The 14,624-nt window shown below is 57.2% G+C and carries 15 protein-coding genes; all 15 read right to left on the minus strand.

The window, feature by feature from the left end; translation table 11 throughout:
• Positions 1 to 9: 9 nt before the first annotated feature.
• Genes KBZ14_RS04400 through KBZ14_RS04470 form a run of 15 tightly spaced genes read right to left on the minus strand, consistent with a single transcriptional unit; the run spans position 10 to position 14,616 of the window.
• On the minus strand, positions 10 to 1,164 hold the full coding sequence (locus KBZ14_RS04400) for a glycosyltransferase (RefSeq protein WP_255117100.1): 1,155 nt from the start codon (positions 1,162 to 1,164) through the stop codon (positions 10 to 12).
• Positions 1,161 to 2,030: a glycosyltransferase family 2 protein gene (locus KBZ14_RS04405; protein ID WP_255117101.1), complete on the minus strand. Its 870-nt coding sequence runs from the start codon at positions 2,028 to 2,030 to the stop codon at positions 1,161 to 1,163. Before KBZ14_RS04405 ends, KBZ14_RS04400 begins: the two co-directional genes overlap by 4 nt.
• A 7-nt stretch (positions 2,031 to 2,037) precedes the next feature.
• On the minus strand, positions 2,038 to 2,796 hold the full coding sequence (locus KBZ14_RS04410; protein ID WP_255117102.1) for a cephalosporin hydroxylase family protein: 759 nt from the start codon (positions 2,794 to 2,796) through the stop codon (positions 2,038 to 2,040).
• Positions 2,793 to 3,539, minus strand: a complete 747-nt coding sequence (locus tag KBZ14_RS04415; RefSeq protein WP_255117103.1) for a formyltransferase family protein — start codon at positions 3,537 to 3,539, stop codon at positions 2,793 to 2,795. The genes KBZ14_RS04410 and KBZ14_RS04415 overlap by 4 nt, the downstream gene beginning before the upstream one ends.
• Positions 3,540 to 3,569: 30 nt before the next feature.
• Entirely contained in the window at positions 3,570 to 4,694 is a 1,125-nt protein-coding gene (locus KBZ14_RS04420; protein WP_255117104.1) for a DegT/DnrJ/EryC1/StrS family aminotransferase, read from the minus strand.
• Position 4,695: 1 nt separating this feature from the next.
• Entirely contained in the window at positions 4,696 to 5,910 is a 1,215-nt protein-coding gene (locus tag KBZ14_RS04425) for a class I SAM-dependent methyltransferase (RefSeq protein ID WP_255117105.1), read from the minus strand.
• A complete protein-coding gene (locus KBZ14_RS04430; protein WP_255117106.1) occupies positions 5,907 to 6,455 on the minus strand; it encodes a dTDP-4-dehydrorhamnose 3,5-epimerase family protein in 549 nt (182 codons plus the stop codon). Before KBZ14_RS04430 ends, KBZ14_RS04425 begins: the two co-directional genes overlap by 4 nt.
• Positions 6,445 to 7,593 (minus strand): CDP-glucose 4,6-dehydratase, encoded by a 1,149-nt coding sequence (rfbG, locus tag KBZ14_RS04435; RefSeq protein ID WP_315856126.1) that lies wholly within the window; start codon positions 7,591 to 7,593, stop codon positions 6,445 to 6,447. Before rfbG ends, KBZ14_RS04430 begins: the two co-directional genes overlap by 11 nt.
• Positions 7,578 to 8,348, minus strand: coding sequence for a glucose-1-phosphate cytidylyltransferase (gene rfbF / locus KBZ14_RS04440; RefSeq protein ID WP_255117107.1), 771 nt, complete (start codon positions 8,346 to 8,348; stop codon positions 7,578 to 7,580). The genes rfbG and rfbF overlap by 16 nt, the downstream gene beginning before the upstream one ends.
• Positions 8,345 to 9,838 carry a capsular polysaccharide export protein, LipB/KpsS family gene (locus KBZ14_RS04445; protein ID WP_255117108.1) on the minus strand — a complete coding sequence of 498 codons (1,494 nt, stop codon included), beginning with the start codon at positions 9,836 to 9,838 and terminating at the stop codon, positions 8,345 to 8,347. The genes rfbF and KBZ14_RS04445 overlap by 4 nt, the downstream gene beginning before the upstream one ends.
• A 12-nt stretch (positions 9,839 to 9,850) precedes the next feature.
• Positions 9,851 to 10,990, minus strand: a complete 1,140-nt coding sequence (neuC, locus tag KBZ14_RS04450; RefSeq protein WP_255117109.1) for a UDP-N-acetylglucosamine 2-epimerase — start codon at positions 10,988 to 10,990, stop codon at positions 9,851 to 9,853.
• Positions 10,987 to 12,015 carry an N-acetylneuraminate synthase family protein gene (locus tag KBZ14_RS04455; protein WP_255117110.1) on the minus strand — a complete coding sequence of 343 codons (1,029 nt, stop codon included), beginning with the start codon at positions 12,013 to 12,015 and terminating at the stop codon, positions 10,987 to 10,989. The genes neuC and KBZ14_RS04455 overlap by 4 nt, the downstream gene beginning before the upstream one ends.
• On the minus strand, positions 12,012 to 12,950 hold the full coding sequence (locus KBZ14_RS04460) for an NAD(P)-dependent oxidoreductase (RefSeq protein ID WP_255117111.1): 939 nt from the start codon (positions 12,948 to 12,950) through the stop codon (positions 12,012 to 12,014). Before KBZ14_RS04460 ends, KBZ14_RS04455 begins: the two co-directional genes overlap by 4 nt.
• The gene (locus KBZ14_RS04465) at positions 12,941 to 13,636 is read right to left on the minus strand and encodes an acylneuraminate cytidylyltransferase family protein (protein WP_255117112.1); all 696 of its coding nucleotides are present in this window, start codon (positions 13,634 to 13,636) and stop codon (positions 12,941 to 12,943) included. Before KBZ14_RS04465 ends, KBZ14_RS04460 begins: the two co-directional genes overlap by 10 nt.
• Positions 13,636 to 14,616 (minus strand): Gfo/Idh/MocA family protein, encoded by a 981-nt coding sequence (locus tag KBZ14_RS04470; protein WP_255117113.1) that lies wholly within the window; start codon positions 14,614 to 14,616, stop codon positions 13,636 to 13,638. Before KBZ14_RS04470 ends, KBZ14_RS04465 begins: the two co-directional genes overlap by 1 nt.
• Positions 14,617 to 14,624 lie beyond the last annotated feature (8 nt).

Raw genomic sequence — 14,624 nt, forward strand, 5'->3', positions numbered from 1 at the left:
ATCCTTTTGTCATTTCCGGGACGCCGCCTCAATATGGCGATCCCACAGCTCTTCGTACAAGGACTCGTAGGCGGCGACGCAGGCGTCGAGCGAGAACGACGCGGCGACGCGGCGGCGGGCGGCCTCGCCCATCGTCTGGCGGCGACCGGCATCGCCGATCAGATCCGCCAGCGCCAGCGCCAGCGCGTCCGGAGCGCGCGCCGGAACGACATGGCCGCACTCGCCGCCGGTCACGGCTTCGGCGTTGCCGCCAACGTCGCTAACGACCATCGGCAAGCCGGCGGCCATGCCCTCGAGGACAGCATTGGAAAAACCTTCCTCGTGCGAGGCAAGGACACCGATATCGCTGGCGGCCAGTAGATCGGGAACGTCGCCGCGCTCGCCGAGAAAGCGCACGCTCGCGGAGAGGCCGAGGCGGGCGGCTTGCGCTTCCAGCGCCGCGCGCTCGCCGGCGTCGCGGCCAACCAACAACAGATCAACGTTTGAGGTGAGTCGATTGCGAAGCAAGCCGAGGGCATTCAGAAGATCAGCATGACCCTTATAGGAAAAGAGATTAGCTACACAGATCAAAGCAATACGATCATCCGACAATCCAAGCGCAGAACGCATCGCTTGACGCCGCGCACTCCTTTCATCGCCCGCCGCAAAGCGATTGCAGTCGAGGCCGCTGTAAATTAAGCGAGCGCGCTCTGGCGGCGCTCCTTCATCTAGCAGATCTTGCATAACGACCCGTGAGTTGCCTAGCATTGCATCTGTGTAACGATATAGACAGCGCTCAATCCAGGCAGCAATCGGGCGGCGGCTTTGATAGTGATTTCGGCTGCGGCGACTCATGACTAGACAGCGGGCCCTAAAGACAAGCGCGGTGAATCCACCGAAGAGATAAGCTTTAGGCAAAAAACAATGAACAATAGGACGCTCTTGATAGATGGTGGCACCAAGCTTCCAGAGATCGATCCAGGCTTTGCCGGACTCTTGCGCGGCAACAAAGGAGACACCTCGAGACGCAAACTCATCGGCTAGTCGACCACCAGGCTGCAAAGGATGAATTCGAACCTTAAATCGCCTTGAATCCAAGCGCGGCAAAACCTGGAGCAGATGCTGTTCCGCCCCCCCACAATTCAGTCCATTAATCACGATTAAAACGGGAATGGGACCTGTCACCGATTGAATGGCTTGCCCATGCAAGGCAACGAAAGACGAATCATTTTGCGATATAGATGACCAGGCAAACCTCTAGCTTGCTTCCAGAGAACAAGTCCAGCAGCAAAACAGCCGACCCAACGGTTAGCCACAAGAGAGCAGGAACTATAGGTGGCGCCGACTAGCTGTAGCACGGCCGAAGGAAGATCGAAGCGCCTTGAGTAATCCTGGTATTTAACACGATCAAGATTTTGCTTGACAACCTCATAATAATAAAAGCGAGTTCCCGAAACGTATCTGAAAGGGCCAAACGAGGCCGCCGCCATCATTATCGGCAGATCAGGCCACCACGGACAAAAAGCATAAGGAACACGTTGAATGACAGGCAAACGCCACAACCCATAAATATGGAAACATTGCATGCTTGAAGTCTTAATTAGCCGATCGAGACGACCTAGGCCAGTTGTTGAGAAATCGAAGGGGTATGGTCGCCCTACTGGATCAGCTGCTGTGATGATCTGTACATCACCAAAGGCGAGAACAGCAGCAGGATCCTGATCCAGCTCATCCGCAAGTTTAGCAATGAAATCTAGATCTCGAGAATCGTCATGTGCTGCCCACATAAAATATTGGCCGTTAGCCTTTGAGAGCACGAAGCGGAAATTATCATAAGCACTAAGTGGCGAGCGCTGCAAGAAATAATGGATTCGACGATCACTCTCAGCGATTGTCTTTGCGAATTCGCCCGTGCCATCATCCGAGGCATTATCGGAAATGATAATTTCCAGGTCTTGCTCAGACTGATTAATTATTGAGCGCATTGCAGTCGCAAATAAATCGCCTCCGTTGCGAACAGGTACGCCAATCGTTACACGAGGTCTTTTCATAAGGGGCCTAGCTCAAGCGTCTAAGATACCCATCCGGCGCCACGCTAATCAGCAGCTTGTTGTCGATGTCCTTGTCGATCTCGAACTCGGGATGGGTCTTGAGCCATTCATGAACGGCCGTTTTGGGGTTGTTGCCAACGTCCCAGGGGCGATTGGGGAAAGATCCAGCGGGTAGGTCCTCCACCACGGTGTCGAACACGATGCAGTAGCTGCCGACGGACACCAGATCGGCGTAAGCATTAAGCTCGGCAAGCACATGCTCGTGCGCATGATTGGAATCCAAAGACACCAGTACCCGATCGACCCCATCGGCATAGCTGCGCACTTGCTGGATGGTGTCAGGATCGATCGAAGAACCCTCAATTAGTTCCATTTTAAAGCGCAAGGGATGCTCATCGAGGGCTTTGCGGTTATGGGGGCGGATATCGATGTCTACGCCGACGACTTTACGAGGGGACTGCCGGGGATCCAAGCCTTCCATCACATCCAGAAGGCAAAGCATGGAAGCAGACAGAACAAGAGAGCCACCATGCGCAATACCTGTTTCAACAACAAGATCAGGAGTAACCTGCGACATTAGCTCTTGGACTTGTACTATATCTTGAGGATACTGGATTAAAGGCCTTCCAAGGCATTCAAAATGGTATGAGTAACCATGACTATTGGCAAGCAAGAACCATGCACTTGTAGCAGCTAAAAGGCCATCGTCTACGCCCTGTGCCTGGATTTGAGTAGCGCAGTTTTCCTTGAAGTCAGAATAGCTCACTTTTTCTTGGTGATTTCAATCCTCGCCTCGTACTCTACGCCATTGTCGCAGAAGCTGCAGGCCGGATGCCCTTCAAATGTTCTCGCCCTCAAGAGGTTAAGTAGCTGACGAGCCGTTGTGGGCTCGTCTAAGGCAATTCTCGATGCGGCTTCGAGTTCAGATGAGAAATGGATAGAGCCCTTTGACAGGACTTGGGGTTTGGTCGCGAGTTTTTGCTCCCGAATTAGCGGGTAGGTGTCTATAAATAGCTCTTTCATTCCTGCAATTGCTTTGCGGTAAAGAGTTTCACCCGTGTCTTCCCAAGTGTAATCGATTCCCCTTTGCGCAATAAGATCGCCGCAATCGATTCCTTCTTCGACAAGGTGCAGACTCACCCCAAAGGGGCACTGTTCTACAAGCGCCCAAAAGTTATAATGCTTGCCTCGATTAAATGGCAGGAGGCTAGGGTGGGTATTGACGAAGCCAAGCCTTGTTGATCCAATGATGCGAGGACTGATTATCCTTGGCCACCACAAGAGCAATCCCAGGTCGCAGCCAGTTTTGCTGTTATCACAAAATTGAAAATAGGAAGCATCGTCCGTATAGGCATGAGCATTGAGGCCATTTCTTAGCGCTATACGGTAGATCTCGTTTTGGCCAGTTGTAACTACGGCGCCAAGGTCCGCTTTATAGTTTTTGATCAACCAATGGGTGCAGTGAAGTCCTACTTCTGCGTCTGCGAAGACAGCTAACAATGGTGGCATGATTGGCGTCCCAAGAGGCACTGATTACACTTAAAGACTGAGGGACGTTCTGATGATAGATGAAATAAAGCTTGAATCTTCGTCGCTCAGAAGGTAGTGAGAAGGCAGATTGAGCGCCCGGAGGTAGATGGCTTCAGAGAGATAGGTCTTATCGAAGGCTTTGCGCCCGCCCGCAGGAGTTGAGCTCAGAGGCCAGAAAAAAACCCTGGCATCCACCCCTTTTGATTTCAACTCGTCCATGAGGTCGTCACGCTTGAACGGGATCCCTTCGTCCACCACAAAGGTTGGCATCCAGTAGCCATTCGTGCATCCCTCTGGCTCGGGATTCATGCGGATCGGCAGATCCTGGAGGTAGTCCTGGTACATCGAAAAGATGCCCCGCTTTGCGCGCGTGAGGATCTTAATGCGCTCCATCTGCGCACAGCCGATAGCCGCCTGGATATTGCTCATCTTGTACTTGAATCCCACCACATCGGGCCAGAACTGCTTGCTCTGCCCCCGCACCCGCCCATGGTTGGAGAGCGTCAACACCTGCTCGTAGAGATCGGAGTCATTGGTCACGAACATACCCCCCTCCCCCGTAGTGATCGTCTTGGTGCCATGGAACGAAAAGGCCCCAAAGCGGCCCATAGTCCCGGCACGCTTGCCGTGGTACACCGAACCCACGGCTTCGGCGGCATCTTCAATCACGGGGATGCCGTGGCGCTCACCGATCGCCAGCAGCGCATCCATGTCGCAGAGGTTGCCGTAGAGGTGCACTGCCACAATCGCCTTAGTTTTGGGCGTGATCGCGGCTGCCACCTGATCGGGATCCAGGCACCAACTGTCCGGCAGGATGTCCACAAACACCGGCGTGGCGCCAAGGTGCACAATCGGTGCAGCGGTGGCGATCCAGTTGGTGTCGGCCATGATCACCTCGTCGCCGGGGCCAATCCCCAGGGCATGCATGCCCATGTGCAGCGCACCTGTGCAGCTGCTGGTGGCGATGGCGTACGTCACGCCCAGGTGAGCCTTGAACGCCTCCTCAAAGCGAACGATGTAGTCGTAGCAGTGCTCGCCCCAGCCATTGGCCGCTGCGTCGGTGGCGTATTGCACCTCCAGCTCGGTGATGGATGGCTTGGTGTAAGGGATTTTGCGGATGGGGGTGTTGGTCATTTCAGTTGTGGCATCCCCAATGCTGAAACTTCGGAATCGCTGTCACCAGCTCATACCCCGCCAGCTGCTGCCGCAGCTCCTCAATCAGGTTCCACGGCAGCACCAGCAGCTCATCAGGTGCCTGGGCGGCCAGCTGTTCGGGGCTGACCACCGGGATGTGGCTGCCGGGTAGGTGCTTGCCCTGCTTGCTGGGGGCGCGGTCGGCCACGGCGGGCAAGAGGTCGGCCCGAATGCCGGCGTAGTTGAGCAGGGTGTTTCCTTTTGCGGCGGCGCCATAGCCCAGCACCCGGCGACCGTCGCGTTTGGCCTGCAGCAGAAACGCCAGCAGGCCGTGCTTGGCGGCTTCGGCGCGTTGCTGGAAGCCGGCATAGGCCTGCAGGGTTTCAAGCCCCGCCGCTGCTTCGACCGCCAGCACCGCCGCCACCGCTGAGCTGGACTGGGCTGCGCCCTGGTGAGCCAGCCAGATACGCAGGCTCCCACCGTGGGTGGGCAACTCCTCCACATCCACCACAGCCAAGCCCGCCGCCGCCGCGATGCGTTGCACCACCTTCAGGCTCAGGTAGCTGTAGTGCTCGTGATAGATCGTATCGAACTGGTTGCCCGCGAGCAGCCGCAGCAGGTGCGGGCACTCGATCGATGCGCGGCCCTGGGGTTTGAGCAGCCGGGCAATGCCGGCAAAGAAATCGTTGATGTCGGGCACGTGGGCCAGCACGTTGTTGGCCACCACCAAATCGGCGGGCTCCAGCTCCGCCGCCAGCGCCACCCCGAAGAAGCGCTCGATCGTTGTGATGCCCTTGGCTCTCGCGGCCTCAGCCGTGGCATGGGTGGGCTCGATGCCCAGGCAGGGGATGCCGCGCTGCTGCACGTATTGCAGCAGGTAGCCGTCGTTCGAGGCCAGCTCCACCACCTGGCTCTGGAGCCCCAACCCCAGCCGCTCCACCGCCGCTGCCACAAAGCGCTCGGCATGGGCGCACCAGCTGCTGGAGGTGCTGGAGAAGTAGGCATAATCCGCCGTGAACAGCTCCTCAGCTGCCGCGTGGGCGGGCAGCTGGGCCAGCCAGCAGCTGGTGCACACGAAAACCTGCAGCGGGTAGGTGATCTCGGGCAGCGCCAGCTGCTCAGGCCGCAGGTAGGCGTTGCTGGGCGGCTGGTGGCCCAGATCGATCACCGTGTGCTGCAGCGGCGATCCGCAGTGGCGGCAGGGGTTCTGGCTCATGGCAAAGATTCAAGCAGCGGCAGCTCCCGATCTCGCGCGCTCAGGCCCGTGGGCGGCAAAGGCCACGAAATCGCCAATAAGGGGTCGTCGAAGCGAACACCGGTTTCCGACTCTGGTACCCAGGCGCCTGAATGCAGGTAGAGCAGCTCACTGCCCGCCTCCAGCACCTGAAAGCCATGGGCGCAACCCTCCGGGATCAGTAGCGAATTGGCGGTACCTGGCGAGAGTTCCACGGCATGCCACTGGCCATAGGTGGCTGATTCGGGTCGCAGATCCACCGCCACGTCCCACACACGCCCGCGCAGGCAGCGCACCAGCTTGGCTTCGCTGTGGGGGGGCGCCTGGAGATGCAGGCCGCGCACTGTTCCTACAGCTTCGCTGCGGCTGAGGTTCACCTGGGCGATGGGGCGATCCCCCCAGGTTTCGGCAAAGGCCGGCTCCTGGCTGCGAAAGGCATTGAGGAAAAGGCCGCGGTGGTCGGCAAAAGCCTGGCCCACCAGCTCCAGCACACCGGCGATCGGGGTGGGGCGGGCTTCAATGGGCATGGGCGCTCTGCTCTTGATAAGCCTCTAAATCCGCTAGGCAGCAGTCCAGTGGGTTAGCGCCCTCATGCACGGCGCAATACCAACCCACGGTGCGAGCCACAGTGGTGGCGAAATCCCAGCGGGGCTGCCAGCCGAGCTGATGGTGGGCCTTGTCGATCTGCAGATGCAACCGTGAGGCTTCATGGGGTGCGGAAGGGTCTGAAAGATCAACCCATTCGCCGGGCCAATGACCAAGAACAGCCTTGATCAGCTCAACAACGGTGCGATTGCCTTCGAGACTGGGCCCGAAGTTGAAAGCTGTCATGAAACGATTACCTGCGACATCAGAAACCCGAACTAGATCACTCTGGGTACTGTGAAGTCGTTCAGCCAACCTTAAATATCCTGCAAGGGGATCCAAGACATGCTGCCAAGGCCGAGTGGCCTTTGGGCTACGCACGGGAATCGACTTGCCAGCACACAAAGCGCGCATTGCATCAGGAATGAGGCGATCACAGGCCCAGTCACCGCCTCCAATAACATTGCCAGCTCGAGCGGTCGCGATTGCCAGATAAGGCGTTTGATGGTCACTAGTCCCACAGAAACTAGCGCGCCAGCTTGAGATAGCCAGCTCAGCAGCAGCTTTACTGGCACTATAGGGGTCATGACCGCCAAGTCGGTCCTCCTCCCGATACCCGTAGTCCCATTCTTGGTTGGCATAGACCTTGTCCGTGGTTACCATCACGACAGCGCAGGGATGGCGAAGGGACTTGAGTGCCTCCAAAAGGTGCAACGATCCCATCACATTGGTGCTCCAGGTTTGCAGGGGATCGTAATAACTCCTCCGCACTAGGGGCTGGGCTGCAAGATGGAGCACAATCTCAGGCTGAACATCTACGACCAGCTCTGTTAGGCCCTTGGCGTCATCGATATCATGCAACTGATGGCCTGCAAGCCGATGAGAAAGATTGAGCTGTGCAAACAAGTCAGGGTTTGTTTCTGGTGGCAAAGCAACGCCATGGACTTGTGCTCCCAGATGATGCAGCCAGAGCGCAAGCCAACTCCCCTTAAAACCAGTGTGCCCTGTGAGAAGGACTCGACGTTGAGTCCAGAATTCAGGGTTTGGACTCGCAAACGGAGGCATCACCAGAGCTTCCACGGCGCTTGACCGCTATTCCAGAGCTCATCAAGACGTGTTCGATCTCTGAGAGTATCCATCGGCTGCCAGAAACCCGTATGACGATAGGCACTGAGCTGGCCAGTCATAGCAAGTCTGGGAAGAATATTGGCTTCCCAGCTGGTGGAATCACAATCAATCAACCCAAGGACAGCTGGTTCGAGAACAAAGAATCCACCATTGATCCAAGCATTGTCGCCATCGGGTTTCTCCTGAAATTGCTGCACAGATCCAGCTTCCAGATGCAATGCTCCATAACGGCCCGGTGGCTGGACGGCAGTGAGCGTGGCATGCCTTCCTTCTCTATAGTGATGTTCGATCAAAGCACTGATATCAATATTGGCTACCCCATCACCATAGGTGAAGCAAAAGGTGTCATCATTAAGAAAAGAGCTCACGCGCCCTAGCCTCCCGCCCGTTTGGCTGTGATCTCCCGTATCGACAAGAGTAACCTTCCATGGCTCGCTTTTGCGGTGATGCACTTGCATCCGGTTGTCATCATCCATATGAAATGTTACATCACTGGTATGCAAAGAATAGTTAGCAAAATACTCCTTGATAAGATAGCCCTTGTAGCCACAGCAAATGATAAAGTCATTAATCTCGTAATGGCTGTAAATCTTAAGGATGTGCCAGAGAATTGGCTTGCCGCCAACTTCGACCATTGGCTTGGGCTTGAGATGGGTCTCTTCACTGAGGCGGGTACCAAGACCGCCAGCCAAAATCACCGCCTTCATGCTGCCGTCCCTTTGCGTTCGTTTGCAGTGTCAACTGGTTCCAGTCCTAATTCTCCGGCAAGGGCGTACCCCCACTCACCGGCAAACTCGAGGAGTGGGAAGTGCGGGATCAAACCGTCGAGATACGCCATAAGAAATCTATGCAGGCGTGCCTCACAGTCTGATTGCTTTGCATAGTCACCGTCAACCAGGATTTTGGCGAGCACCTCGGGAAGATCATTGATGACTGGAACTCGATAGATGAGATCAGAAAATTCAAAGAAGTTCCGGCCGAGCAGGACAGTCGGCTTGTCGAAAACAAGCGCTTCCATAGCAACAGTGCCGGAAACGGCGACAACCACATCAACGCGCTTGATGATTTCCTTGGCGGGCGCATCGGAGAAGACGACGTTGTAGAAGCGTGCCAGGTGCTTGTACTGCCAGCACGGTCGGTTGCCGCGGCCCCAGGGATGTTCCTTGACCACTAACGTGTATCCAAGCGGCAAAGACTTGGAGATGTTCTCAATAAGCGCCACCTGGTTCACATGCCAGATGCCTTGCGCAAGCGTCGATTGCTCGGGTTGGTAGTGAATCGCGAAGAAAACACTGCGGGATGGAATGGAATCCGGGTCGGACGGCCCAAAGACGTTCCGAGTCAGCTGCTTGCGGGTGATGCGCAGCAAATTAGCGCGAACCTTGCTCAACGGGTCGATCTTCACGTATTCGACACGCTTATCTCGCCGAGCGTTCTCACGCAGGTAGGAAAGAAAACGACCGGTATTCGGTGACAAGGCGCGACGACCGGCCGTCTTGCCTTTGGACGTCGTCATGTTGAACGCTGTCTTTCCATTGAAGCCGCGAATCGACTGGATCAGCGTCTCAACACGCGTGCGTTCGGCGGCCGCAAGGGGTTTCGCTGCTCGTGATGCGAACGATTGTATCATGCGGTTACACTCTAAGAACTCATTGTTGGCGAAAAAGCCTCCCCCTTTGCCGGGTTCTAGCAGCCAGGCCGGCGCAATCGCATAGGCAGGAATCCGCAGATGGCGCGCCACCTTGAAAGCAATCAGCGAGAAGAGTGTATCCGCCGTTTGGCATACCATTGCACCACAGCCATCGAGCGCTTGCTCCTGAAAACGGACGATGGAGAGAACGAGGCTTTGAACATACTCGGGCGACTCCCGACGATCACCAGCAGCGCCAAGCAACATCGAATAGTCGGTGAAGGCACGCTCCGCCGCCACGACCTCAGACCAGTTCACTTCGCGATAGTCGCGTACAAGGCGATTAAGCTCGTCATGACCTGCAGCTGAAGAATTGCGTACATGCGCCTCAAAACTGAGGCACTCTGCCTCTGGGGCTCCCTGACTGAGCAGCTCAGATCGCTCTGCTTCAAGCCAGACAGCAAAGCGGCAGCAACATTCGAATTTATCTTGCAAGGGTTGGGCCATCCCTGCATAGAACGCAATGACGTCGTGTCCGCCCTGATTACCTATAAACAGAATCTTCATTCTTGCGATCTCCTAAGTGCCATGCCGAAAATCGGTCGTCGCGAGCTCCACTGCAATTCGCTTCCCGGCATCTCCACGCCCGAACACATAGTCTGGCTCGTAGCGCCGGCGATGAACCTGCGCGAGGATCCTTGCACGGATTTGCTCACAATCGTAGTTAGCGAAGGCGACATTACGGCCGTGCTCACGCCCTTGCTGGCGATCGCCAACGATCACTGAAGGCACTCCGAGATATGCCCCTTCTCGGATGAACGATGACGAGTTGCCAACACAACAGATGGAATTACTTAGGACCCGAGCATAATCCTCGGGAGAGAAGTTCTTATAATAATAGATCGGCTCATTCATATTGAGCTCGCGGAAGTGGCGAATTCCCTTTGATACATCATCACTGCCAGCATCGACATTGGGCCACATCACAACCTTCTGCAATTCAGGAATTGATTTTAGCGCCTGAAGCGTCTGGCTGACCTCATCGAATCCACGACCATAGCTTGTCGTCACTGGGTGCTGGATCATCAACAGGTAGGGCTTAGACCAGTCGATTGGCCTTCCTACCCCAAGGTAGCGAGACATCTGCTCATTGGATATCGACAAATCTTCGTTCGCCAAGATATCCATCGCCGGGCAGCCATAGTTGAAGACATAGCGATCATCCTCGCCCATCGACACCACCCGCTTCGCGGAGAGTTCGGAAGCGACGAAATGGAGGTCGGCCAGTTTCGTGATGGCGTGACGAACCCGATCATCGATATTGCCGCTCACCTCGCCGCCCTGAAGATGCACGAGCGGAATGTTGAGGTAAGTCGCGGCAATCGCGGTCGCCATGGTTTCAAAGCGATCCGCGACCGTCACCACCATGTCCGGTTGCAGATCCTCGAAAGCGGACGACAGCTCGACGATGCCGAGACCGGTCGACTTCGCCTGTGTCGCCAGGGTTTCCCCTTCGATCACGTAGTGTATGGAGCGGACGGGGGTGAAGCCGTCCGCCTTGATGACGTTGATCGCCTTGCCGAAGCGTTCGAGCAGCGTCGATGCACCGACGATCACCTGCAGCTCCAGGTCCGGATGCGACTGAACGGCTCGCATCAGGTACTTCACGCGCCCGTAGTTGGCACGGCTGGCTACTACCACGCATATCTTTCTCTTCATTTTAAATCGTCCTGTTGCAGGAATTCCCAGCGTCGTTTTCCATGGGTCAGCGCTCTGCCGATCACATTATCCAGTTCGCCTACCGCGACCCCGGCATCGGCCGGCTTCTTACCTTCCAGATCTTCGAAGATCAGGACATGCCCTGCTGGAAGATCGCGATTGACCGCCAGCGACTTCCCGAACATCCGGCGCAGTTTCCGCTTGCCGTCGTCGAGGGATTTGTCTGGCCCCGAAGTGCGCGCCTTCTCCAGAAAACGAATACCATCAACCATGTGGGCGAACTCATCGACGGTCAGCGACGCCTTAGCATCGGGCCCGAACATCCGCCTATCGAAGGTCACGTGCGCCTCAACAACAACTGCGCCTAGGGCCACGGCGCCAAGTCCGGCGTAGATGGTCCCCGAATGGTCGGAGAGACCGACCGGACAGCGATAACGTTCCCGAAAACGGGCGAGCCAGGCAAGTCCCACATCCTCGGCCACCGTCGGGTAGCGCGTCGTGCATTGCAGCACGGCATACGGGTTGCCGCGCTCTTGCAGCATCGCCGTCGCGGCATCCAGTTCTTCGAGTGATCCTAGGCCAGTTGACAGGATGACTTCCTTGCCAGTCCTTGCAATGCGCTCAAGCAGCAAGGGATTCGCCATATCGCCAGAGCCGACTTTGTAGCGATTTACGCCCACCTCTTCGAGCAGATCTACCGCCGCATTCGAAAACGGCGTCGCAAGAAACTCGACGCCGCGTGCTTCGCATCCTTCCTTAAGCAAGCGCCATTCCGCGAGCGACAGTTCCATGCGCTTCCAGTAATCGTATCGAGTCGCATCGACAGGTGAAAAGCGCACCCGGAACGGCTCAAGCGCACTGCTTTCGGCATCGGCGATGTGCACTTGAAATTTGATCGCATCCACTCCGGTGGAGGCGACTGCATCGACGAGAGAATGAAGGATACCGAGGCTGCCGTCGTGGGCTTGAGCTATCTCGGCAATGACCAAGGTTCGACCGACGCGTTCGTGTTCGGCAAGGTTCACGCTGCGGCTCCTCCCGATAGGGCTGCCTTCAGCTTCTCAGCAATGAACAGTTCAGTTCGCGCCATCGAATCAAAAGTTGCCCCGGCAATATGCGGCGTTACGATCAGGTTTCGGCTTGGCAAAAGCGCGCGCCATTCGGCAAGATGATTCTCTCCGTTCTCGCCGACAATCACGTCGATTGCCACACCTGCCGGCCGATTCGAACGCACGGCCGCCAGCAATGCCCGCTCATCGACAAGTTCGCCGCGAGCTGTATTGATGAAGTAGCGCCCCTCCAACGCATCTATCTCATGCTTGCCGATGACAGGCTCCTGCCCGGCACGATAACTGGCACACAGCAGGACAATCCTGCTCGTTTCGATCAGTTCATGAATATCTGAGGATCGTTGCCACTCAGGAAGCGACGGGACATTGGCCGAATCAAACCATGTGACGTATGCACCGAATACACTGAAATAGGATGCCAAGCGATAACCAACGCGACCGAGACCGACGATCCCGACACGATTGCCATACAACTCGCCTCCCCGGCAGGTATCCCGGTCCCACTTTCCGGCAGCAACATCGTCAAATGCCCGGCGATAATGTCTCAACAAGGCAATGACCAAGCCGAAGGTATGTTCAGGCGTGGCGCGGATCGTCTCGAGAAATTTCCTTTCCCCGCGCAAGCTGAGTAAACGAACACCACGAGCGGCCAGCGCCTGTTCATCGATGTGATTGTGCCCGGTCGTCGGGCTGCACAACCACCGAAGACGGGGTGTCTTTTCAAGGAAGGTGCCGTCGATGCGATGGGCAAGGCGAACGAATAGCGCATCTAGCGGGGCCAAGAACCCCGCGAGGTCGACGCCGCCAAAGGCTCGCACCTTTCCGAGGCGTCGCAGACACATCAACGCTTCCGGGGAAAAACCGTCAGGTTCGAGAATGCCTATCTGCACAACACCACCCGAAGCAGTTCAAGGTCGTCCGGCGTATCGACATCGATCGACTCGATCTTCTCCATCCGCAACAGCACCGGGTGGTTGCAGACCAGTTGCCCAGTCGCCCGCAGGTAGGGAACGCGCGTGACATAAATCGCCCCGTTGCGCACCATCGTCGGCCCGTGCTCCTGGCGACGCACGCCCTTGTTGTGATTCGGGTGGCGCGGCCGAATGCGGCCATCACCCTCGTCCTCATACATCACCAGTTCGTTGATGTAGTCCTCCTGGTAGCAGGAAATCAGAGATTCAGCATCGGAAACGGCCAGCCGTGCGACTGCCTCCGCGATTGCCGCGGGATGGCGCCGCGGACTCGTCGGTTGGAGGATCATCACGGCATCGAAAGCCCCGTCTGTCGGCTCCAGCGTGTCGAGTGCGTGCAGCACGTAGGCGAGTGCCTTTGCCGAATCGGTCGCCGCCTCGGTCGGGCGCAAAAAAGGGACGTCGGCACCATGTGCACGAGCGACGGCAGCGATCTCATCGTCATCCGTCGACACGATGCAGCGGGCGAGCACTCCGTTCGCCAGCAGTTGCTTCCCCGATTCGATCGTCCAAGCGATCAGCGGACGGCCGCAGACATCCACAAGATTCTTGCGGGGAATGCCCTTCGATCCGCCACGGGCAGGAATGATTCCAAGGATGCGCATCATGGTCGATAATTTTGCTGACCTACGTAGCCGGCCATGGCCTCGCCGAGGCGAACAAGCGACAAAGCGTGCTCCAGGGACACCAGGCAGGCGGCTTGCTCGCCACCGAAAAGGAAGGCTCGATTCTGCAGATAGACACCAGGCTTGAAGCGGCGGTCCAGCTCGTCGTCGGGCGGAACCTCCTCCAGGTTGAAACTGCCTCGGCGCATGACCGCCAGCTTTTCCAGCGGCCTGAAAACATAACGTGTGGAAGGTGTCATCCACTCGAAGCCCCAGCGCCCGGGCGCAGCCCAATTGGCATGGTACGCAAACGGCTTGCCGCCAGTGGTTACCCCCGATCCCACAAAGACGCTACCGGCAGGATGCCAAGCAAGCGAGCCGCCGCGAGCAAAGGACGAGCGCACCGGATCCGGATGCCCTACAGGAAACAGGGCACTGTCGATCACATGCAGACTGTTAGCGAGAAGCCAGCGTTCGCGGACGGCAGGCGCATGCCCGAGCGGCCCTGCCGGATCGGGCATCACCTCGTTGAATTCAAAGGCAACGCTTTCGATTTCCTCCCCCTCATCGGAGATAAGCCGTTGCGCAGTGCGTATCGACGAATAAAAGCGACGATTAAAGCCGACGTGGAGCTGCGTACCGGTTGCCCTGACGGCTGCTTCCAAATCTTTTCCATCTGCACCGCTGAGGGCTAAAGGTTTCTCAACGAGAAGACGGCGCACTCCTGAAGCGATGAGCTGAAGCGAAATCGGCGTCAGAGTCTCGACGGGCGAGGCGACAACGACGTGCGTGGGCTGGAAGGCGTCGAGCGCCGCGCACAGCAGACCATGGAAGAATTCGGCGCCGACCGACTCGGCCGCGTCACGCCGTCGGCCGCTCGGTGCCCATCCGGCCAGCGCATCGGGCTCCAGAGCGGCCAGCGCCTGCAGGTGTGCCGAGCCCATCTTGCCCGCCCCGATAACAAGGCAACGTACTGTCATGGCTTTGC

Source organism: Synechococcus sp. HJ21-Hayes (assembly GCF_024345835.1).
Classification (GTDB): Bacteria; Cyanobacteriota; Cyanobacteriia; order PCC-6307; family Cyanobiaceae; genus Vulcanococcus.

Bases quoted from the DNA above. Each gene is read 5' to 3' on its own strand.
- KBZ14_RS04405 (WP_255117101.1), bottom strand. From the start codon at position 2,030: ATGAAAAGACCTCGTGTAACGATTGGCGTACCTGTTCGCAACGGAGGC.
- KBZ14_RS04415 (WP_255117103.1), bottom strand. From the start codon at position 3,539: ATGCCACCATTGTTAGCTGTCTTCGCAGACGCAGAAGTAGGACTTCAC.
- KBZ14_RS04420 (WP_255117104.1), bottom strand. From the start codon at position 4,694: ATGACCAACACCCCCATCCGCAAAATCCCTTACACCAAGCCATCCATC.
- KBZ14_RS04425 (WP_255117105.1), bottom strand. From the start codon at position 5,910: ATGAGCCAGAACCCCTGCCGCCACTGCGGATCGCCGCTGCAGCACACG.
- KBZ14_RS04430 (WP_255117106.1), bottom strand. From the start codon at position 6,455: ATGCCCATTGAAGCCCGCCCCACCCCGATCGCCGGTGTGCTGGAGCTG.
- rfbF (WP_255117107.1), bottom strand. From the start codon at position 8,348: ATGAAGGCGGTGATTTTGGCTGGCGGTCTTGGTACCCGCCTCAGTGAA.
- KBZ14_RS04445 (WP_255117108.1), bottom strand. From the start codon at position 9,838: ATGAAGATTCTGTTTATAGGTAATCAGGGCGGACACGACGTCATTGCG.
- neuC (WP_255117109.1), bottom strand. From the start codon at position 10,990: ATGAAGAGAAAGATATGCGTGGTAGTAGCCAGCCGTGCCAACTACGGG.
- KBZ14_RS04465 (WP_255117112.1), bottom strand. From the start codon at position 13,636: ATGCGCATCCTTGGAATCATTCCTGCCCGTGGCGGATCGAAGGGCATT.
- KBZ14_RS04470 (WP_255117113.1), bottom strand. From the start codon at position 14,616: ATGACAGTACGTTGCCTTGTTATCGGGGCGGGCAAGATGGGCTCGGCA.